We start from the raw sequence: 18,744 nt of genomic DNA, 5'->3' as shown, positions 1-18,744 counted from the left end.
GGTCACGTGGCAGCATCCGCCCCATGAAGTGGTACGCGGACAGACCGGTCAGGCTCACGCGTCAGGTGGTGGCAGACCTCCTCGCCGTCGGGTGGGTGGCGCTCTGGATCTGGGTGGCCACCACGGTCCACGACTGGGTGCTCGAGCTGCGGGCGCCGGGCGACGGGCTGGTCAGCGCGGGCGTCAGCATCCGCGACGTCTTCACCAACGCCGCCGGCAAGGCCAGGGGTGTCCCCTTCGTCGGGGAAGACCTGTCCGGGGCGCTGGGCAACGGCACCAAGGCCGGCGAGACCCTGACCGACGCGGGCAACGCGCAGATCGGCGTGGTGCAGGACTCCGCGTTCTGGCTCGCCGCGGCGCTGGTCGTCGTACCGGTGCTGTTCCTGCTGATCACGTGGTTGCCGGTCCGGCTGCGGTACGCGCGCAGGGCCGCCGGGGTCGCGCGGCTGCGCGACAAGCCAGACCTGCTGGCGCTGAGGGCGCTCACCAGCCTCTCGCCGCGGCAGCTCGCGAAGTTCGGCGGAGATCCCGCGGTGGCGTGGCGCACCGGCGACACCGACGTGATCGACGAGCTGGCCCGGCGCGAGCTCGCCTCGCTGGGGGTGCGGGCATGACCGCGATCGCGGTGATCGCCGCCGTGGTGTCGCTGTGCTCGGTGGCGGTGGCGCTGTGGCAGGCGCGGGAGGCGAAGAACGCGCAGGAGGCGGCGCGCAAGGCGCAGGAGGAGGCCGCGGCGGCCCGCAAGGCCGTCGAGCAGGCCACCTCGAGCGCGTTGCAGGCCAAGACGGCGGTCGAGGAGTCGCGCAAGGCGGCCGAGGACGCGCGCAGGGGCGTCGACGAGGCCCGTGGCGCGGCGGTGAACGCTCAGGACGCGGCCGGTGCCGCGCGGATGCTGGCCGACGAGGCGCAGCGGGCTGGGCAGTTCGCGATCGAGCGGGTCGAAGAGGTCGCCGAGAGCGTCTCGGCCGAACGGCGGCGGCGCGGCATGCCCTCGTTCGAGATCACGCCGGGCGCCCCGGACGAGTTCCACCTCAGCTACGTGGGCGGGCCACCGGTGCTCGACCAGGTCACCGTCTCGGTAGTACCGGGCTCGCGGGTGCTCGGGCTGTCGGTGGGCGACGAACCGCCGGGCGAGCAGGTCGAGATCGGCCCGCTGCCCAACGGCGCCAGCGTCGCGTTCCGCGCCGCCACCGGCCAGCGGGCCTCACCGGTGTTCTCGGTGAGCGCCCAGCCGTGGGAGCCCGTGGTCGTGCGGGCGGATCAGTAGACGGGACCGGTGAACTTCTCGCCGGGGCCCTGACCCGGCTCGTCGGGCACGACGGAGGCCTCGCGGAACGCGCGCTGCACCGACTGGAGACCGTCCTTCAGCGGTGCGGCGTGCGGGCCGAGGTACTCCGACGAGGCGGTCACCAGGCCGGCCAGCGCCGTGATCAGGCGGCGGGCCTCGTCGAGGTCGCGGCGCGGCGAGCTGTCCGGGTCCGGGTCCGCGAGGCCGAGGCGCTCCGCGGCGGCGGACAGCAGCATCACGGCCGCACGGCTGATGACCTCGATGCTGGGGACGTCGCCCAGGTCGCGGACGTCGTCTTCAAGGGTGCCTTCAAGCGGATCGGTCACGCCGCCCATTCAAGCAAGCGGACCCCACCCGGCCTCGATTCGGGGGTTGACAACCGCGTCTGCTACTATTTCCGACGCGACCAGCTCCCGCTCGTGCGGGAGCGGCAAGTGGAGCCCCGCTCCCACCCGCGATCACCGCTTGTTGAGGTGGCCGGGTCCGGTCCTCCTGGCAGCAGGGCGCACGGGTGCCCTCCGCCAGGTCTGTGATCGGTCGGAAGCGGGCCCTGTCGTCATCGACGACGGGGCTCTTGTTTTTGGCGCAAACGAGTCTCAAAGGACGTGAATGACAAGTCCCTCGAACCGCGGTGCACCCGTCAGCACCGAGCCGCGCATCAACGACCGCATTCGGGTGCCGGAAGTTCGTCTGGTCGGGCCGAATGGTGAGCAGGTCGGGATCGTTCGCATCGAGGACGCGCTCCGACTCGCGCAGGAAGCGGATCTCGACCTCGTCGAGGTCGCCGCTCAGGCTCGCCCGCCGGTCTGCAAGCTGATGGACTACGGCAAGTTCAAGTACGAGACCGCGCAGAAGGCGCGCGAGTCCCGTCGGAACCAGCAGCTGACGGTCATCAAGGAGCAGAAGCTCCGGCCGAAGATCGACCCGCACGACTACCAGACGAAGAAGGGCCACGTGGCCCGCTTCCTCTCGCACGGGAACAAGGTCAAGGTGACCATCATGTTCCGCGGTCGCGAGCAGTCGCGCCCCGAGCTCGGCTACCGGTTGTTGCAGAAGCTGGCGGAGGACGTCGCGGAGCTGGGCTTCGTCGAGTCGAACCCCAAGCAGGACGGCCGCAACATGATCATGGTGTTGGCGCCGCACAAGAACATCAAGCCGCGTCCGGTCAAGCAGGAGCAGGACGGCGTCGTCGAAGCCGACGAAGCCGCCGAGGCCACCGAATAAGGACGCATGGCCGCCCCCGACCCGGTGGGTAGCACGAGACGAGGACGGAAATGCCGAAGAACAAGACGCACAAGGGCACCGCGAAGCGAGTCCGGGTGACCGGCAGCGGGAAGGTCGTCCGCGAGAAGACGGGCAAGCGCCACCGCCTGGAGGTCAAGTCCAGCCGTGAGACGCGTCGCATGGCCGGCACGACCGTGGTCTCCCCGGCCGACGCCCCCCGCATGAAGAAGCTGCTCGGTCTCTGACCTGCTTCGACCCCCTAGCTAATTTCGGGGCGGCAGCACCAGGCTCTGGTGAGCACCGCCCCCATGAGATCGACAGGATGGACCCGTGGCACGCGTCAAGCGGGCTGTGAACGCCCAGAAGAAGCGCCGTACCACCCTCGAGCTGGCCAGCGGCTACCGCGGTCAGCGTTCGAGGCTGTACCGCAAGGCCAAGGAGCAGGTGCTCCACTCGCTCAACTACGCGTACCGCGACCGCCGTGCGCGCAAGGGCGACTTCCGCAAGCTGTGGATCCAGCGCATCAACGCCGCTGCCCGCGCGAACGGGATGACCTACAACCGCCTCATCCAGGGCCTGCGCCTGGGCGGTGTCGAGGTCGACCGCAAGATCCTGGCCGACCTCGCCGTCACCGACGCGACCGCGTTCGCCGCCCTCGTCGAGATCGCCCGCGGCGCGCTCCCGGCCGACGTGAACGCCCCGGCCGAGGACAAGGCCTGAGCCACCACGCACCCGGTCAACGACCCGAGGCAGCTCCGTTCACCGAACGGACGCCTCGGGTCGTTGCTGCTCGCCACCTGACCCGCCGCCAGGGCCGTGACAAGGCAGGCCGGTTCCTCGTCGAGGGCGCCCAGGCCGTGCGGGAAGCACTCGCCTGGCGCCAGGGCGAGGTCCACGAGCTCTTCGTCACCGCGACCGCCGCCGACCGCAACCCCGAGCTGCTCCGCACCGCCGCCGGCGCGGGCATCCGGATCAGCGAGGTGACGGACAAGGCCGCCGCGTCGCTGTCCGAGACCGTGACACCGCAGGGCCTCGTCGCCGTGTGCGACGCGGTCCCGCAGCCGCTCGACCGGGCGCTGTCCGGTTCTCCGCGGCTCGTCGCGGTGCTGTACGGCGTGTCCGACCCGGGCAACGCCGGCACCGTCACCCGCGTGGCCGATGCGGCGGGAGCCGACGCGGTGATCTTCGCGGGCGATGCGGTCGACCCGCACAACGGCAAGTGCGTGCGCGCCTCCACGGGCTCGCTGTTCCACCTGCCGATCGCCCGGTCCCGTGACGCCGGTGAGGTCTTCGCGGCCTGCCGCGCGGCCGGTCTCACCCTGGTCGCCGCCGACGGGTACGCGGAGCAGGACCTGGTCGAGGCCTCCGCCAAGGGTGAGCTGAACCGGCCCACCGCGTGGGTGTTCGGCAGCGAGGCGCACGGGCTGCCCGACGACGTGGTCGCCTCCCTCGACACCGCGCTGAAGGTGCCGCTGTACGGGGCCGCCGAGAGCCTCAACCTGGCGACGGCCGCCGCGGTCTGCCTCTACGCCTCCGCCCGCGACCAGCGCAGCTGATCAGGCCGCGGAAAACCGCTGGCGCGCAGTCGCGTTTTTCGTATCGTGTGCCGGTGCGCGAACCCGAGATCGAACTCCTCTGTTCCCAGCTCACCGCCTTCTACGTCTTCCCGGACACGGCGGTCGAGATCGCCGCGGTCCTGCGCGGCCGGCTCGCCGAGGGCGCGTACGCCGGCGTGGACGACGAGCGGTTCGCCGCGCTCGTGACCGAGGACCTGCAGAAGGTCAACGGCGACAAGCACCTGCGGCTCCTGCACAGCCACGACGAGGTGTCCGAGTCCGACCAGGGGTCGGCGTGGGACCCGGTGGCGTACCGGCGGGAGGCCGAGCTGGACGCGTTCGGCATCACCCGCGTCGAACGGCTCGCCGGCAACGTCGGCCTGCTGGCCCTGCGCCTGCTGCACGACGCCGAGATCGCCACCCCGGCCGTCACCGCGGCCATGACGCTGCTCGCCCACACCGACGCGCTGATCATCGACCTGCGCGCCAACGGCGGCGGTGACCCGCACACGGTCGCGTTGATCTGCAGCTACCTGTTCGACGAGCCGGTGCACCTCAACGACATCTACAACCGGCCCGCCGACTCGACGCAGCAGTTCTGGACGTTGCCGCACGTGCCGGGCCCGAAGTTCGGCGGCACCAAACCGGTGTACGTGCTGACGAGCGGCCGCACGTTCTCCGGTGCCGAGGAGCTCAGCTACAACCTGCGGCAGAACGAGCGCGCCACCCTCGTCGGCGAGACGACGAAGGGCGGGGCGCACCCCGGCGACCGCTACCGCGTCGGCCCGCACCTGAAGTCGTCCATCCCGAACGGCCGTGCCATCAACCCGGTGTCCGGCACCAACTGGGAGGGCGTCGGTGTCGTGCCGCACGTCGAGGTGCCCGCCGCCGAGGCGTTCGACGTCGCGTACCGCGAGGCCCTGACCCACGTCCTGACCCTGGGCTCCGACGGCCCGCGCCGCGCCATCCACGAGGCCGCGACCGCCGCCCTCACCTCGGTGTGACCGCACGCGGGGCCCTTTCGTGCTCTCCTGGTGAACGAAAGCTCCCCGCGTGCACCCGCTTCTGATGTCACGCGGGAGTCCTTCGTTTCCCTCAGGGGAACGAAAGGGCCCCGCGTGACGGTCAGGAGAGGCGGGCGGTCAGGGCGCGGACCAGGGGGTCGGTGCCGGGGGTTTTCTGCTGGGCGCCCAGGGCGTCCGACAACGCCGAGAGCACCTCGCCGACCAGTGAGTCGTCGGGGAGCAGGGTTGCGGCGCGGCGGGCCTCGGACTCGGAACCCTCGGGGTCGCCCGCCTCCAGCAGCACCCGTGCCGAGCGCACGACCAGGAACGTCCGCCAGCCGTCCTCCGACAACGAGGTCGCCAGCGCCTCCGCCTCGCGGTTGTACTTGATCGCCAGCGCGTACTCACCGGCCTGCGAGTGCAGGAACGCCCTGATCGCCGCGATCTCCGCCTGCCGCCGGGTGACCTCGGTGAGGTCGTCCAGCGACGGCAGCAGGGCCTCGGCGTCGTCGAGGGCCGAGCGGGTCTCCCGCACCGCCTCACCGGGCAGGGCGGAGGCCAGCTCGATCAGCGAACCGACGGCCTCGGAGACGTTGCCCTCCGACTGCCACAGCTCGGCGGCGGCGCGGTAGGTCGCCGTCGCCTCCTCGTGCTCGTCGGTGCGGTGCAGCACCGAGGCGAGCGCGTCGAGCAGGAACGCGCGGCGGCCGACCTCCTCGGCGGGCAGCAGGGCGGCGGCCTCCCGCAGGTGCTTCACGGCGTCGGGCAGCTCGTCGAGCGTGCGGCAGACCTGGCCGAGCCGGAACACGATCTGCAGGCGCAGGTCCTCCTGGCCCTCCTGCACCAGCCGCAGCGCCTCCTCCAGCACCTCGGCGGCCTCGACGAACCGGTTCGTCTGCACGTAGCCGCCGCTCAGCGCGAAGCAGAAGTGCGCGGTGTGGCCGGGGGAGAGGTGCACGCGCGAGACCGCCACGGCCTCCCGCAGCTCCGCCAGGCAGGCACCCTCCTGGTCGAGCTCCTGGATCGCGGCCACCTGGTACCAGCGCGCCTCCGCCGACTCCGGCAGCGGGAACGACGACACGAACGCCGCCGCGGTCGCCAGCGCCTCCGGCACGCGCTGCTGCAGGGTCTCGAGCCGCAGCCGCATCCGCAGGCCCTCGAAGCGGGCGTTCGGCGGCAGGTCACCGGCCAGTGCGGCCACGACGTCGGCGTACGCGCCGTCGAGGTCCTGCTGCCGGGCCTTGTGCTCGGCGGCCTGCACGAGCACCCGGCCGCGCAGCTCCGGAACGTCCAAGGAGGACGCGAGTGCCATCATCTCGCCGGCCTGGTCGTGCTGGTGCTCCTCGTCGAGGAGCTCGGCCAGCGACAGCGCGGCGATCGTGCGCGTGTAGTCGGTGGTGGCCTCGGCCAGGCACCGCTCGGCAAGCTCCCGGCCGTTCTCCAGCTTGACGGCCATCCTGGCCCGGTAGCGCAGCGCCATGTCCGCGGGCAGTGCCGCCAACAGCGCCTCGAAGTGCTCCTGCTCGAACGGCGCCAGGCCGCTCGTGATCCGGCGGATGCCGGCGTGCGCGGCCAGGTCCGGCGGCAGCAGCGCGTCCATGTCGGCGGGCAGCGAGTCGAGCATCCGCCGCGCCTGCACGAAGTCACCGCTCTCGTACAGCTCGACCATCCGCGTCGCGATGTCGACGGGGTCGCCGAAGACGACCGGCTCCTCCACCGGCGCCGGCGCCGCGGCCACCGGGACCGCCAGCGGCACGTGCGGGTAGTCGGCCTGCTCCAGCGCCTTCGTCACGCGCTCGGTCCACGCCGGGGTGCCGTTGCGCTCGTCGAACGCCTTAGCGAGCTCGACGGCCCGCGCCGACAACCGGTCGAGCAGTTGGGCCGCGGTCAGCGTGCCCACCGACGGCACGTCGAACCCGACGTCGGCCGGGAGCCGCTTCAGCAGCACGGAGGCGCACTCGGCGAACGACATCTCGTCGGCCGGCAGCTGCGTCGCGGTCACCTTGTGCAGCGACCGGCGCAGGATCTCCTCGCCGCGGTCGAGGTTGCCGGTCAGCGCGCAGAACCGGATGTGCTCGTGCACGTACGAGGTGATCTCGTCGTCCTTGATCAACCGGTACGCGGTGGTGTGCGCGTGCGCGGCCTTCTCCAGGTCGCCGATCTCCAGCAACGGCCACAGCAGCGCGCTCAGGATGCCCTGCGGCTGCGTGGCGCACCCGGTGTTGCCGGACAGGCCCTCCCAGCCGTGGCCGGCGGCCTCGGAGTGCCGGCCGAGCCGCGCCAGCATCCACACCTGCTCCTCGACCACGCACGCGTCGCAGTCGGCCATCGGGCCGGACTCCGTGGCCAGGTACCTGCCGAGGTGCTCGCGCACGCCGTCCAGGTCACCGACGTGGTAGGCGTACTCCGCGCGGGCGCCGTGCACCGGCTGCACCGAGTACCCGAGCCGGCCGTAGCGGTCGGCGAGCTGCCCGATGACGGCCTGCAGCTGCTTCAGCGAGAACCGCGGGTCGCGGCGCAGGCCGGTGGAGATCCACTTGTGGGACCAGTCGAGCGAGTGGCGCTCGTAGTCGTTGAACGCCTCCGGGTCCTTCTCCTCCGCGCCCAGGCACCACGCGAACGGCGCCAGCATCAGGTCGTAGCGCGACAGGTAGTAGGCCGAGTCGATCATCGCGATCCGGCACGACACCCCGAGCGGCAGGTGGCCGAGCGCGTCGGACATCCGCGCCACCCGTTCCAGCGCCTCGTGCTTCGGCATGCCCGTGGGCATGTTGTAGGCCTCCAGGAACGCGTTCTCCGCGTCTTCCTCGGTGAAGTCGGCCATGTGATCACTTACCCCCAACGGCGCGGTCGAGCAGTTCCAGGAACGAGCGGTTCAGCGCCGCCGTGTCCTTCGGTCGCATGGCCCGCCGCGCCTGCAGGACGGCGTGCACGTACAGAGATTCGAGCGTCAGCTCCACGAGCGACGGGTCGGTCAGCCGCGCGAGCCGCTGCACCAGCGGGTTGCGGCAGTTCAGCACCAGCTGCTCCGGCCGGCCGGAACCGGTGTCCGCGGTCAGCTGCCCCAGCAGCTCCGCCCACAGCGGGTCGGCGTCGGCGGCGGTCTGCTCGGTGTCGAGCCTGCGCTGCTGCTCGGCGTTGCTGATCAGCAGCGCGGGCAGCGAGACCGGGTCGAAGTCGCGGACCACGGCGTCGCAGTCGTGCCGGTCCAGCGCCGCCGCGCCCTCCGCGAGCCGCAGCTTCAACGCGGCCTCGACGTCGGGTTCCGGATCGGCCAGTGCCGCCAGCAGCTCGCTCGGGGCGACCCGCCGCGCGACGGCGGGACCGTCGAGCGCGCTCAGCCGGTTCAGCAGCTCCATGTCGTAGGCGTAGCCGGCGTTGACCAGCCCGAGCCCCTGCGCCGCCGCGACCGGGGCGAGCTGGTGGAACTCGTCGACCTCGGGGATGTAGAGGATCGCGCCGTGCTTGCGCCTGAACTGCCGCAACGGGATCGCGCCGTCCGTGGTCTCGAACGGCAGCCACCGCTCCACCAGCCGCAGCATCTCGTCGTCGGACCGGGCCAGCGACTTGATGCCCAGGTGGTGCGCGGCCAGCAGCTCACCCGCGCGGCGCGGCTCGATCGCGTCCAGCCGGATCAGCCAGTCGCGGATCTGCTCGCCCAGCTCCTCGCGCACCGCCAGCAGCATCTCGTCCTGGTACAGCGACTCGCGCGACGCCGTCGGGCGGATCGCGGACGCGTCGACCACGCACCGCACGAAGTACGCCCAGTCCGGCAACAGGCCCTCGACGTTGTCGCCGACCAGCATCCGCTTCAGGTACACCCGGTGCGTCTGGCGCGTCCCGGGGTGCACGCCGGAGGGCAGCACGAACGCGACACCGGTCAGCCCGGCCGCCTCGACCTCGATCGGGATCGCCTCGAACGGCGTGAACCCCAGCACCTGCTCGCAGTAGGCGGACAGGTCCGCGTCCTCGTCGTCCCACGGCCGCAGCCCGCGCGTCACGACCTCGCCGTCCACCGTGACGACCGCGGGCAGCAGATCGCCGTAGTCGCTCACCAGCGGCCGCACGACGTCGGCTTCCAGCCAGTGCTCGTTGCCGCGCGACGCCCGCAGCACCACCGTCGTCCCGACGGCCACCTCACCGTCCACGGCGGACACGGAGTAGTTGCCGGAGGAGTCCGCCTGCCACCGCACGGCCGCACCACCGCGGGCCGAGCGCGTGATCACCGTCACCGAGGAGGCGACCAGGAAGCACGACAGCATGCCGACGCCGAACTGCCCGAGGAACCCCTCGCGGGCGAAGCCCAGGTCGTCGCGCTTCGAGGTGCGGCCGAGCGTCGACAGCAGCCCGTGCACCTCGTCCTCGGTGAGGCCCACACCGCTGTCGGTGATCGTCAGCTCGGGGCCGCAGGTGATCGAGACCTCGGCCGGGCAGGACGGGTCGAGCTCGCGCCGTGCCGTGATCGCGTCGACGGCGTTCTGCAGCAGCTCGCGGACGTAGACGCGCGGGCTGCTGTACAGGTGGTGGCTGAGCAGGTCGATGATGCCGCGCAGGTCGACGCGGAAGGTGTGCGACATGATGCCGCCCATCCTAAGGACGCGATCCACGCCGGCGCCGCCATTTATGTGGAACGGCCCGGGGCGGTCAAGTGGGCACCCACTAGGATCGGGGAGTTGATTACCGAGTCCGTGACGGGAGCTGTCCTACAACCATGTCCGGAGCCAACGACCCGTACGACCCCAAGCAGGTCGCGGCGCTGTCGGCCGAGCACCTCGACGCCGCCGTGCAGAAGGCGCGCGAGGCGTTCGCCGGGGCAGCCGACCTGGAGGCGCTGGCCGCGGTCAAGCCCGGCCACCTCGGCGACCGGTCGCCCGTGCTGCTGGCCCGCCGCGAGATCGGGGCGCTGCCGCCCAAGGCCAAGGCCGACGCCGGCAAGCGGGTGAACGAGGCGCAGTCCGCGATCAAGGTCGCCTTCGACGAGCGCCACGCGGTGCTCGCCGTCGAGCGCGACGAGCGGGTGCTGCGCGAGGAGACCGTCGACGTCACGCTGCCCTGGGACCGCTTCCCGCGCGGCGCGCGCCACCCGATCACCACGCTCGCCGAGCGCATCGGTGACGTCTTCGTGGCCATGGGCTACGAGGTCGCCGAGGGCCCCGAGCTCGAGACCGAGTGGTTCAACTTCGACGCGCTGAACTTCGGCAAGGACCACCCGGCGCGGTCGATGCAGGACACCTTCTACGTCGCGCCGGCCGACTCCGCGCTGGTGCTGCGCACGCACACCTCGCCGGTGCAGGCCCGCACGCTGCTCGACCGCGAGCCGCCGGTGTACGTGGTGTGCCCCGGCCGCACGTTCCGCACCGATGAGCTCGACGCGACCCACACCCCGGTGTTCCACCAGGTCGAGGGCCTCGCCGTGGACAAGGGCCTCACCATGGGCCACCTCAAGGGCACGCTCGACGCGTTCGCCCGCGCCATGTTCGGCGAGGACTCCCGCACCCGGCTGCGCCCGTCGTTCTTCCCCTTCACCGAGCCGTCGGCCGAGGTCGACGTGTGGTTCCCGGAGCGCAAGGGCGGCGCAGGCTGGGTCGAGTGGGGCGGCTGCGGCATGGTCAACCCCAACGTGCTGCGCGCCTGCGGCGTCGACCCGGACGTCTACTCCGGCTTCGCGTTCGGCATGGGCCTGGAGCGGACGCTGCAGTTCCGCAACGGCCTGCCCGACATGCGCGACATGGTCGAGGGCGACGTCCGCTTCACCCAGCCTTTCGGAACGGAGGCCTGAGCCGGATGCGCATCCCGGTCAGCTGGCTGGTCGAACACCTCGGTTTCGACGAGATCCCCACCCCTGACGAGCTCGCCGAGGCGTTCGTGCGCATCGGCATCGAGGTCGAGGAGGTGAGCCCGCTCGGTCCTGTCACCGGCCCGATCGTCGCCGGTCGCGTCGTCGAGATCGAGGAGCTCACCGAGTTCAAGAAGCCGATCCGCTACTGCAAGGTCGAGGTCGGCCCCGAGCAGGTCAACAACATCATCTGCGGTGCCTCGAACTTCGTCGAGGGCGACTCGGTCGTCGTCGCGCTGCCCGGTGCCGTGCTGCCCGGCGGCTTCGCGATCTCGGCGCGCAAGACGTACGGCCGCACGTCCGAGGGCATGATCTGCGCCGCGGACGAGCTCGGCATCGGCGACGACCACTCCGGCATCCTCGTGCTGCCCTCGGGCACCGCGACGCCCGGTGACGACGCGATGGAGCTGCTCGGCCTGAACGACAGCGTCATCGAGGTCTCGCCGACACCCGACCGCGGCTACGCGTTCTCGGTGCGCGGCCTGGCCCGCGAGATCGCCTGCGCGCTCGACGTGCCGTTCGGCGACCCCGGTGTCGTCGAGGTCCCGGAACCGGAGGGTGAGGCCTGGCCGGTCCACCTCGAAGACCGCGCCGGCTGCTCGCGCTTCGTCGCACGCCGGGTGACCGGTGTCGACCCGACCGCGCCCACGCCGTGGTGGATGCGCCGCCGCCTGATGCTCGCCGGCATGCGCTCCATCTCGCTGCCGGTCGACGTCACGAACTACGTGATGCTCGAACTGGGCCAGCCGCTGCACGCGTTCGACGCGGCAGCGGTCCAGGGCGCGCTGACCGTGCGCCGGGCGGTCGCGGGCGAGAAGCTCACGACCCTGGACGACGCGGTGCGGGCGCTGGACGTCGACGACATCGTCATCGCCGACGACTCCGGGGTCGTGTCACTGGCCGGTGTCATGGGCGGCGCGTCGACCGAGGTCCGCGACAGCTCCTCGGACATCCTGCTGGAGGCCGCGAACTGGGACCCGGCGTCCATCGCCCGCACGGTCCGCCGCCACAAGCTGCCGTCCGAGGCCGCCAAGCGCTTCGAGCGCACGGTCGACCCCGCGCTCGCCCCGGTCGCGCTGGAGCGGGCCGCGAAGCTGCTCGTGCACTACGGCGACGGCGCGATCAAGCCCGGCCGCACCGACGTCGGCGCGGCCGTGCTGCCCGAACCCGTGTCGATGCCGATCGACCTGCCCGACCGCATCGCCGGCGTCCGCTACGCCCGCGGTGTGACGGCACGGCGCCTCGGCCAGATCGGCTGCCAGGTCGCGGTGACCACCTCCGACGACGGCCAGACGATCGTCACGGCGACGCCGCCGACGTGGCGTGCCGACCTCGTGCAGCCCGCCGACCTGGTGGAGGAGGTGCTGCGGCTGGAGGGCTACGACACGATCCCCTCGGTGCTGCCGCCCGCGCCCGCCGGTCGTGGCCTGACCGAGCAGCAGCGCCGCCGCCGCACCGTGTGGCGCACGCTCGCCGAGGACGGTTTCGTCGAGGTCAAGCCGTTCCCGTTCATCGACCCGTCGGTGTTCGACGCGTTCGGTCTCGCGGAGGACGACGTCCGCCGCAACACCGTCGGCGTGCTGAACCCGCTGGAGGCGGACAAGAACGTCCTCGCGACGACGCTGCTGCCCGGCCTGCTGGAGACGTTGCAGCGCAACCTCGCCCGTGGCGCCAAGGACGTCGCGCTCTACAACGTCGCCCAGGTGACGTTGCCGCGCGCGCAGCAGGTCCCGGTGCCGTCGCTGGGCGTGGACCGCAGGCCCACCGAGGCCGAGGTCGCCTCGATGCTGGCCGCGCTGCCGCAGCAGCCGCTGCACGTCGCCGGTGTGCTGACCGGCCACCGCGAGCTGGCCGGCTGGTGGGGCAAGGGCCGCATCGCCGACTGGTCGGACGCCGTCGAGGCGGCCCGCCGCGCGGGCCAGGCCTACGGGGTGACCCTGCGCGTCGTGGCGTCGGACCTGCTGCCGTGGCACCCCGGCCGCTGTGCCGAGCTGCGCGTCGGCGACTGGCCCGTCGGCCACGCCGGTGAGCTGCACCCGAAGGTCGTCGAGGCGCTGGGCCTGCCCAAGCGCACGGTGGCGTTCGAGCTCGACCTCGACGCGCTGCCGCTCGACGACCACCGCCCGGCCCCGGTCGTGTCGCCGTACCCGCCGGTGCTGCTGGACGTGGCGCTCGTCGTGGACGCGTCCGTGCCGGTGCAGTCCGTGTCGGAGGTGCTCGGCGCGTCCGCGGGCGAGCTGCTGGAGGACATCCGGCTGTTCGACGTGTACACGGGCGAGCAGGTGGGCGAGGGCAAGAAGTCGCTCGCGTACTCGCTGCGCTTCCGCGCGCCGGACCGCACGTTGACGGTGGAGGAGGCGACCGCGGCCCGCGACGCCGCCGTGGCCGCCGCCGGTGAGCGCGTGGGAGCATCGCTGCGCGCCTGACCGGTCACTCGCGGTGAAGCCCGGGGTTCCGCGGAGTCCCGGGCTTCGCCGCGTCATGGGACGAGTGCCGTTGTCCAGAAGAACTGCCGTACCGAAGAATCGCTCGATCGGCTGAATCCCCGGAACCGGGATTTGGGGTCAAACCGGCAGGTGGTGGCCCTGCGTAGCTGTCAAGGTGCCGAAGGTCCTTCATTACAGGGGGAGATCGGCGCCCGTCAGACGCTTGCGCAGTACGTGAAGGTTCTCCAAGATTGGCGGCGCGGCCCGCTGGGCCGAGGGGCGAAGCGATGAACCACCGGGCGAGTCTGGTCGCCGGTCCGGTGGGGAGCTAGAGGCGAACCCACCGCCTGGAGCAACAACTCTGGAGAGTTGCGCCATGCGTAGTTTGGGTCCCCGACTGGAGATCGCCGTGTCGTTGACGATCCTCATGGTCGGCGCGGCCGTGGTGGCGGCCATGCACCTCACGTGGCCGGAGCCGCAGGTCCCGGCGATGGCGTACTCCGTCAGCAGCGGCGAGTCGGGGATGCAGCAGCTCAAGCCGTTCGAGATCAACGACATCTCCGGTGCCCCGGTCGAGCTCACGCCGGGTGCGGTGGGCCAGCGCACGGTGCGGCTGTCGAACCCGAACGCCGTCGGCATCATCGTCGAGAGCCTGTCCGCGGTGCCCGGTCAGCCGCTGGACGCCACGCAGCAGCGCGTCGAGGGCTGCCCGGCCGGTGTGCTGAGCGTCGTGCCGCTGACCGACGTCGTGGAGATCCCGGCGGGCGGAGCGGTCGAGGTGACCATGAAGGTCCAGGTCGCCGCGGACGTCCCCGCGGTCTGCGCCGAGCTGGTCTTCCCGCTCACCTACTCGGGCCGCGCCAAACACGGTTAGTCAGCCGCTCCCGCACCGCCGGCCACTCGTCGGCCAGCACGGAGTGGACGACCGTGTCGCGGCAGGTGCCGTCCGGTCGCGTGATGTGCCCCCGCAGCACGCCTTCCCGTTCCGCGCCGAGCTCCTCCACCGCCCGCTGCGACCGCACGTCCCCGGCGTCGGTGTGCCAGGCCACCCGCACCGCGCGGCGCGTCTCGAAGGCCTCGGTCAGCACCAGCAGCTCGGCCTCCGGGGTGATCTCGGTGCCGTGCCGGTCGGTGCCGACGACGGTGTACCCGATCACCAGCCTGCGGTGCTCCGGCACGACCTCGTAGAACGACGTCGTGCCCACCACGCGGCCCGTGCCGTTCTCGACCTGCGCGTACGGCTCGCGCGTGAGCACCGCGTCGGTGACCCACTGCCGCATCTCGTCGACCGTCCGCGGCCGGCTCGGCAGCCACGTCCAGAGGTCCGGGTCGCGGGTCGCCTCGAACAGGCCCTCCGCGTGTGCCGGCGTCAGCGGTTCCAGCCGGACGTGCGTTTCCCTCATGTGGTCAACCTAGAGGTGTTTGAGGGCTTCGCGCCGTGACAACGGCGACAGGCCCGGCCGCGCGGCCACGAACGCCCGCACCCAGTCCGGCTCGGTCTTCGCGTACTCGCGCAACGCCCAGCCGATGCCCTTGCGCAGGAAGAAGTCCGGGTCGCCGGCGTTCGCGTCGACGCACGCCGTCAGCAGCTCGGTGTCGGTGGCCGCCTTGGCGCCCAGCTGGCAGATGACCGACGTCCGCCGCCGCCACCGGTCCGGGTCGGCCGACCACTGGAGCACCACCGGCCGGACGGCCGCGGGTTCCGAACGCAGCAGCGGGCCGATCCGCTTGGCCGCGATCTCGTCGACGTGGTCCCACCACGCACCGGTCACGACCATCTCGTCGAACCACGGCAGGAGCTCGGCCGACTGAAATCGTTCGTCCCCGCTCAACGAGAGCGCGACATACCGTTCCTCGCGAAACTCCGCTTCACGCCACAACCGCTGCACGGCGCGGAACCAAACGTTCCGGTCGTCGATTCGCGGCAACGTCCTCAGCAACGCCGTGCGACCCGGCTTCGGCACGCCCAGGAACGGCATGTCCGACTTCATGTACGCCCGCATCTGCGGTGCCTTAACCGGGTCGGCCAGCGCGGCCAGCCCCGTCCGCACGGCGTCGACCAACACGTCCTCGGCAGTCACAGCGGCACTGTACGACCGGAGTCCCGCTCGCGCGGGCGTTGACCCGACTGCCCGAGGCCCGGCGGTCGATCGGCGCACACTTCTTGAATTTCGCTACGCACAATGCCCGGCCTAGCTAACGAAAACGCAAAACATCTCCGGCCACACCCTCACGGTGAACAAGAATCACTTGTGCGCGCACTACAGTTCGCTTTCATGCGCGTGCTGATGGTGGTGGTGGCGCTCGTGCTCGGCAGCATGAGCGCGACCAAGGCGGAATCCGCGGATTTCCTGGACCTGCCGCTGCTCAACGGGAACGGTGAGCAGCGCGGTGGCGTGCACCCCGACCTCCCGGCCGACCGGGTCGTCCTGGAGCGCGCGCTCGACTCCGCCCGGTCGAAGGGCCTGCACCCGACCCGCTACCAGGCGCTGCTGTGGCAGTACTGGGTCGTCCGCGCCGCCGACGACGCCGGGGTGCGGCTGGCCGACTGGGACCCGCAGCGCCCGGCCGAGCACAACCGGCCGATCATCTTCGCCGTCTACGACTTCTACGCGCGGCTCTACCTGGCGCACCCGGACACGTTGCGGTGGATGGGCTTCGCGAACATCGGCGCGCCCGCGTTCGCCGCCGGCATGCTCGACCTGGGCACCCTGCCGGAGCTCCGGTTCTTCTCCTCGATGCTGATGTCGATGCAGAAGCACATCTTCATGGACCTCGGCGCGATGCACGCCGCCTACCTCGCCGGGGGCATCGCCGCCGTGGAGGAGATGCGCGACGCCGGGATCATCGACGCGGCGACCACCGCGGCCTGGGCGGACCCGGCACGCGCGGTGCTCGCGTTCTCGAACCGCGAGCAGAACCTCGTGATCCCCGACCAGTTCGACCGGATGCGCGCCCGCCTGCTGCCGCCCGGCGAGATCGTCACCTACGCGATGACGGTGGCGGGACCGATGCCGGTGCCGGGCGCGCGGACCCCGGCGCAGTACCGGCCGCTGCTGTGCGGTCCGCTGCCCGCGTTCAACTACGCGGACCGGGTGGCCCGCTGGGACTTCCTCAGCCACGACACGGTGCCCGCCTACGAACGCCTGACACCCGAGGCGGTGCGCGGGATCGTGACCCGGCCGTTCGGCGAGCGCGTGGCCGAGTACCGGGCAGCCGCGCGGCTGCTGGACCTGATCCTCCGGCTGCCCGCGCGCACAGCGGCCTGCGGGTTGTCGCTGCTGACCGGCTGAACCGGATCAGTCGTTCCCGCGTGGAACCGGTGCGCGCTGGGTAGGCTGCCGACCATGACGTCGTACGACTACGACCTGATCGTCATCGGCTCCGGCCCCGGCGGCCAGAAGGCGGCGATCGCGGGTGCGAAGCTGGGCAAGCGCGTGGCGATCATCGACAAGCAGGAGATGGTCGGCGGCGTCTGCGCGAACACGGGCACCATCCCGTCCAAGACGCTGCGCGAGGCCGTGCTGTACCTGACCGGCATGAGCCAGCGCGAGCTCTACGGCGCGAGCTACCGGGTCAAGCAGGACATCACGATCTCCGACCTGATGGCCCGCACCCAGCACGTGATCGGCCGCGAGGTCCAGGTCGTGCGCGCGCAGCTGCACCGCAACGGCATCGACCTGCTCAACGGGTTCGGCCGGTTCGTGGACGAGCACACCGTCGCCGTCGACGGCAGCCACCGCGGTGACCACACGCGGATCACCGGCGAGTTCATCGTCATCGCCACCGGCACCACGCCCGCGCGTCCGTCCGTCGTGGACTTCGACGAGGAGCGGATCCTCGACTCCGACGAGGTCTTCGCCCTGCAGGAGATCCCGTCGTCGCTGGTCGTCGTCGGCGCCGGCGTGATCGGCATCGAGTACGCGTCGATGTTCGCCGCGCTCGGCACCCGCGTCACCGTCGTCGAGCAGCGCGAGCGGATGCTGGACTTCTGCGACCCGGAGATCGTCGAGTCGCTCAAGTTCCACCTGCGCGACCTGGCCGTCACGTTCCGGTTCGACGAGAAGGTCGTGGACGTCTCGGTGTCGGAGTCGGGCACGATCACGACGCTGGCGTCGGGCAAGCGCATCCCGGCCGCCGCGGTCATGTACTCCGCCGGCCGCCAGGGCTGCACCGAACACCTCGACCTCGCCGCCGCGGGCCTGGAGGCTGACCGCCGCGGCCGGCTGTCCGTCGACGAGCACTACCGCACGCCGGTCGAGCACATCTACGCCGTCGGTGACGTGATCGGGTTCCCCGCGCTCGCCGCGACGTCGATGGACCAGGGCCGCCTCGCCGCCTACCACGCGTTCGGCGAGCCGGTGCACGAGCTGACCGCGTTGCAGCCGATCGGCATCTACACGATCCCGGAGATCTCCTACTGCGGTGCCACGGAAGCCGAGCTGACGTCGTCCGCGGTGCCCTACGAGGTCGGCATCTCCCGCTACCGCGAGCTGGCGCGCGGCCAGATCGTCGGTGACGCCTACGGAATGCTGAAGCTGCTGGTGTCCACTGCGGACCGCAAGATCCTGGGCGTGCACGTGTTCGGCACGGGCGCGACCGACCTCGTGCACATCGGCCAGGCCGTGATGGGCTGCGGCGGCACGGTCGACTACCTCGTCGACACGGTGTTCAACTACCCGACGCTGTCCGAGGCGTACAAGGTCGCCGCGCTCGACGCGACGAACAAGATCCGCGCGCTGGACAGGTTCAGCGGTCTGTGAGGTTCAGCGGTCTGTGAGACCGGCGTCGTGAGCGACGATGGCGGCCTGCACGCGGTTGGCGCAGCCGAGCTTCGGCAAGATCCGGCTGATGTGCGCCTTCACCGTGCCGGTCGCCATGAACAGCCGCTCGCCGATCTCGGTGTTCGACAGCCCTGACCCGACGAGCCGGAGCACCTCCCGCTCGGTCCCGGTGAGCGCGTCGACCTTGCGGCGCGCCTCCCCGCTGGTGTCCGGTGCGGTCAGGTGCCGTTCGATCAGGCGCTTCGTGATCTGCGGGGCGAGGATCGGCTCGCCCCTGGCCGCCGTGCGCACGGCCGTGATCAGCTCCTGCGGCGGGGTGTCCTTGAGCAGGAACCCGGTCGCGCCCACCTTCAGCGCCTGCGCCACGTAGGAGTCCTCGCCGAACGTCGTGAGCATGACGACGTTCGTGCTCCCGGCGATCTGCTCGGCGGCCTTGAGCCCGTCGCCGCCGGGCATCCGGATGTCCAGCAGCGCCACGTCGACCCGGTGCGCGCGGGCCTGCTCGACGGCCTGCCTGCCGTCGCTCGCCTCGGCCACCACGGTGATCTCCGGGTCGTTCTCCAGGATCAGCCGGATGCCGGCGCGCATCAGCGTCTCGTCGTCGGCGATCAGAACTCGGATCACGC

Annotated in this window: 18 protein-coding genes; 12 read left to right on the top strand and 6 right to left on the bottom strand. The window is 71.5% G+C overall.

Translation table 11 applies throughout. From position 1 onward, the window contains the following. The first annotated feature begins 23 nt into the window (after positions 1 to 23). Both ACZ7CD_RS37840 and ACZ7CD_RS37835 read left to right on the top strand, forming a co-directional pair. Positions 24 to 614 (top strand): hypothetical protein, encoded by a 591-nt coding sequence (locus ACZ7CD_RS37840; RefSeq protein WP_360397829.1) that lies wholly within the window; start codon positions 24 to 26, stop codon positions 612 to 614. Beyond that, on the top strand, positions 611 to 1,267 hold the full coding sequence (locus tag ACZ7CD_RS37835; RefSeq protein ID WP_470376153.1) for a hypothetical protein: 657 nt from the start codon (positions 611 to 613) through the stop codon (positions 1,265 to 1,267). Before ACZ7CD_RS37840 ends, ACZ7CD_RS37835 begins: the two co-directional genes overlap by 4 nt. Here ACZ7CD_RS37835 and ACZ7CD_RS37830 read toward each other — a convergent pair. Further along, positions 1,261 to 1,614 (bottom strand): DUF1844 domain-containing protein, encoded by a 354-nt coding sequence (locus ACZ7CD_RS37830; protein WP_360397833.1) that lies wholly within the window; start codon positions 1,612 to 1,614, stop codon positions 1,261 to 1,263. The genes ACZ7CD_RS37835 and ACZ7CD_RS37830 overlap by 7 nt on opposite strands. 283 nt (positions 1,615 to 1,897) lie before the next feature. Between ACZ7CD_RS37830 and infC the strand changes: the two genes are divergently transcribed. The 5 genes from infC to ACZ7CD_RS37805 all read left to right on the top strand — a co-directional run bounded on the left by infC (position 1,898) and on the right by ACZ7CD_RS37805 (position 5,072). Continuing rightward, positions 1,898 to 2,512: a translation initiation factor IF-3 gene (infC, locus tag ACZ7CD_RS37825; protein WP_360397835.1), complete on the top strand. Its 615-nt coding sequence runs from the start codon at positions 1,898 to 1,900 to the stop codon at positions 2,510 to 2,512. A gap of 50 nt (positions 2,513 to 2,562) precedes the next feature. Then, entirely contained in the window at positions 2,563 to 2,757 is a 195-nt protein-coding gene (rpmI, locus tag ACZ7CD_RS37820) for a 50S ribosomal protein L35 (RefSeq protein WP_360397837.1), read from the top strand. Positions 2,758 to 2,842: 85 nt separating this feature from the next. Then, a complete protein-coding gene (gene rplT, locus ACZ7CD_RS37815; RefSeq protein ID WP_360397839.1) occupies positions 2,843 to 3,232 on the top strand; it encodes a 50S ribosomal protein L20 in 390 nt (129 codons plus the stop codon). Further along, positions 3,229 to 4,068, top strand: a complete 840-nt coding sequence (locus ACZ7CD_RS37810) for a TrmH family RNA methyltransferase (protein ID WP_470380790.1) — start codon at positions 3,229 to 3,231, stop codon at positions 4,066 to 4,068. The genes rplT and ACZ7CD_RS37810 overlap by 4 nt, the downstream gene beginning before the upstream one ends. Positions 4,069 to 4,121: 53 nt before the next feature. Then, the gene (locus ACZ7CD_RS37805) at positions 4,122 to 5,072 is read left to right on the top strand and encodes a S41 family peptidase (RefSeq protein WP_470380767.1); all 951 of its coding nucleotides are present in this window, start codon (positions 4,122 to 4,124) and stop codon (positions 5,070 to 5,072) included. Between the two features lie 121 nt (positions 5,073 to 5,193). On the opposite strand, the gene ACZ7CD_RS37800 is transcribed toward ACZ7CD_RS37805, so the two are convergent. Next, positions 5,194 to 7,896: a tetratricopeptide repeat protein gene (locus tag ACZ7CD_RS37800; RefSeq protein ID WP_470380766.1), complete on the bottom strand. Its 2,703-nt coding sequence runs from the start codon at positions 7,894 to 7,896 to the stop codon at positions 5,194 to 5,196. Positions 7,897 to 7,900: 4 nt separating this feature from the next. Then, positions 7,901 to 9,649: an HSP90 family protein gene (locus tag ACZ7CD_RS37795; RefSeq protein ID WP_458430898.1), complete on the bottom strand. Its 1,749-nt coding sequence runs from the start codon at positions 9,647 to 9,649 to the stop codon at positions 7,901 to 7,903. Positions 9,650 to 9,783: 134 nt separating this feature from the next. Between ACZ7CD_RS37795 and pheS the strand changes: the two genes are divergently transcribed. From pheS to ACZ7CD_RS37780, 3 genes are all read left to right on the top strand, one after another. Then, positions 9,784 to 10,851, top strand: coding sequence for a phenylalanine--tRNA ligase subunit alpha (pheS, locus tag ACZ7CD_RS37790; RefSeq protein ID WP_360397847.1), 1,068 nt, complete (start codon positions 9,784 to 9,786; stop codon positions 10,849 to 10,851). A gap of 5 nt (positions 10,852 to 10,856) precedes the next feature. Next, positions 10,857 to 13,334, top strand: coding sequence for a phenylalanine--tRNA ligase subunit beta (gene pheT, locus ACZ7CD_RS37785; RefSeq protein WP_470380765.1), 2,478 nt, complete (start codon positions 10,857 to 10,859; stop codon positions 13,332 to 13,334). Between the two features lie 376 nt (positions 13,335 to 13,710). Next, positions 13,711 to 14,208 carry a hypothetical protein gene (locus tag ACZ7CD_RS37780; RefSeq protein ID WP_360397851.1) on the top strand — a complete coding sequence of 166 codons (498 nt, stop codon included), beginning with the start codon at positions 13,711 to 13,713 and terminating at the stop codon, positions 14,206 to 14,208. On the opposite strand, the gene ACZ7CD_RS37775 is transcribed toward ACZ7CD_RS37780, so the two are convergent. Then, positions 14,177 to 14,737: a GNAT family N-acetyltransferase gene (locus tag ACZ7CD_RS37775; RefSeq protein ID WP_470380764.1), complete on the bottom strand. Its 561-nt coding sequence runs from the start codon at positions 14,735 to 14,737 to the stop codon at positions 14,177 to 14,179. The two genes, ACZ7CD_RS37780 and ACZ7CD_RS37775, sit on opposite strands and share 32 nt — an antisense overlap. 9 nt (positions 14,738 to 14,746) lie before the next feature. Beyond that, positions 14,747 to 15,415 (bottom strand): DNA alkylation repair protein, encoded by a 669-nt coding sequence (locus tag ACZ7CD_RS37770; protein ID WP_360397855.1) that lies wholly within the window; start codon positions 15,413 to 15,415, stop codon positions 14,747 to 14,749. A 195-nt stretch (positions 15,416 to 15,610) separates the two neighbouring features. Here ACZ7CD_RS37770 and ACZ7CD_RS37765 point away from each other — a divergent pair, with 195 nt between their 5' ends. Beyond that, positions 15,611 to 16,627 (top strand): hypothetical protein, encoded by a 1,017-nt coding sequence (locus ACZ7CD_RS37765; protein ID WP_360397856.1) that lies wholly within the window; start codon positions 15,611 to 15,613, stop codon positions 16,625 to 16,627. A 54-nt stretch (positions 16,628 to 16,681) separates the two neighbouring features. After that, on the top strand, positions 16,682 to 18,097 hold the full coding sequence (gene sthA / locus ACZ7CD_RS37760) for a Si-specific NAD(P)(+) transhydrogenase (protein WP_360397857.1): 1,416 nt from the start codon (positions 16,682 to 16,684) through the stop codon (positions 18,095 to 18,097). Positions 18,098 to 18,100: 3 nt separating this feature from the next. Here the strand turns inward: sthA and ACZ7CD_RS37755 are convergent, their stop codons facing one another. Next, positions 18,101 to 18,742, bottom strand: coding sequence for a response regulator transcription factor (locus ACZ7CD_RS37755; protein WP_360397859.1), 642 nt, complete (start codon positions 18,740 to 18,742; stop codon positions 18,101 to 18,103). Positions 18,743 to 18,744: the final 2 nt, after the last annotated feature.

The sequence above is a fragment of the Lentzea sp. NPDC036949 genome, from assembly GCF_055608075.1.
The sequence above is the reverse complement of the archived record's forward strand: the minus strand, read 5'-3'. Positions and strand labels throughout refer to the sequence as shown.

What these genes read in the sequence shown, in the direction of transcription:
- infC (WP_360397835.1), top strand. Translation starts at nt 1,898, where the DNA reads ATGACAAGTCCCTCGAACCGCGGTGCACCCGTCAGCACCGAGCCGCGC.
- sthA (WP_360397857.1), top strand. Translation starts at nt 16,682, where the DNA reads ATGACGTCGTACGACTACGACCTGATCGTCATCGGCTCCGGCCCCGGC.
- pheS (WP_360397847.1), top strand. Translation starts at nt 9,784, where the DNA reads ATGTCCGGAGCCAACGACCCGTACGACCCCAAGCAGGTCGCGGCGCTG.
- pheT (WP_470380765.1), top strand. Translation starts at nt 10,857, where the DNA reads ATGCGCATCCCGGTCAGCTGGCTGGTCGAACACCTCGGTTTCGACGAG.
- rpmI (WP_360397837.1), top strand. Translation starts at nt 2,563, where the DNA reads ATGCCGAAGAACAAGACGCACAAGGGCACCGCGAAGCGAGTCCGGGTG.
- ACZ7CD_RS37765 (WP_360397856.1), top strand. Translation starts at nt 15,611, where the DNA reads ATGCGCGTGCTGATGGTGGTGGTGGCGCTCGTGCTCGGCAGCATGAGC.
- ACZ7CD_RS37835 (WP_470376153.1), top strand. Translation starts at nt 611, where the DNA reads ATGACCGCGATCGCGGTGATCGCCGCCGTGGTGTCGCTGTGCTCGGTG.
- ACZ7CD_RS37775 (WP_470380764.1), bottom strand. Translation starts at nt 14,737, where the DNA reads ATGAGGGAAACGCACGTCCGGCTGGAACCGCTGACGCCGGCACACGCG.
- ACZ7CD_RS37780 (WP_360397851.1), top strand. Translation starts at nt 13,711, where the DNA reads ATGCGTAGTTTGGGTCCCCGACTGGAGATCGCCGTGTCGTTGACGATC.
- ACZ7CD_RS37840 (WP_360397829.1), top strand. Translation starts at nt 24, where the DNA reads ATGAAGTGGTACGCGGACAGACCGGTCAGGCTCACGCGTCAGGTGGTG.
- ACZ7CD_RS37795 (WP_458430898.1), bottom strand. Translation starts at nt 9,649, where the DNA reads ATGTCGCACACCTTCCGCGTCGACCTGCGCGGCATCATCGACCTGCTC.
- ACZ7CD_RS37800 (WP_470380766.1), bottom strand. Translation starts at nt 7,896, where the DNA reads ATGGCCGACTTCACCGAGGAAGACGCGGAGAACGCGTTCCTGGAGGCC.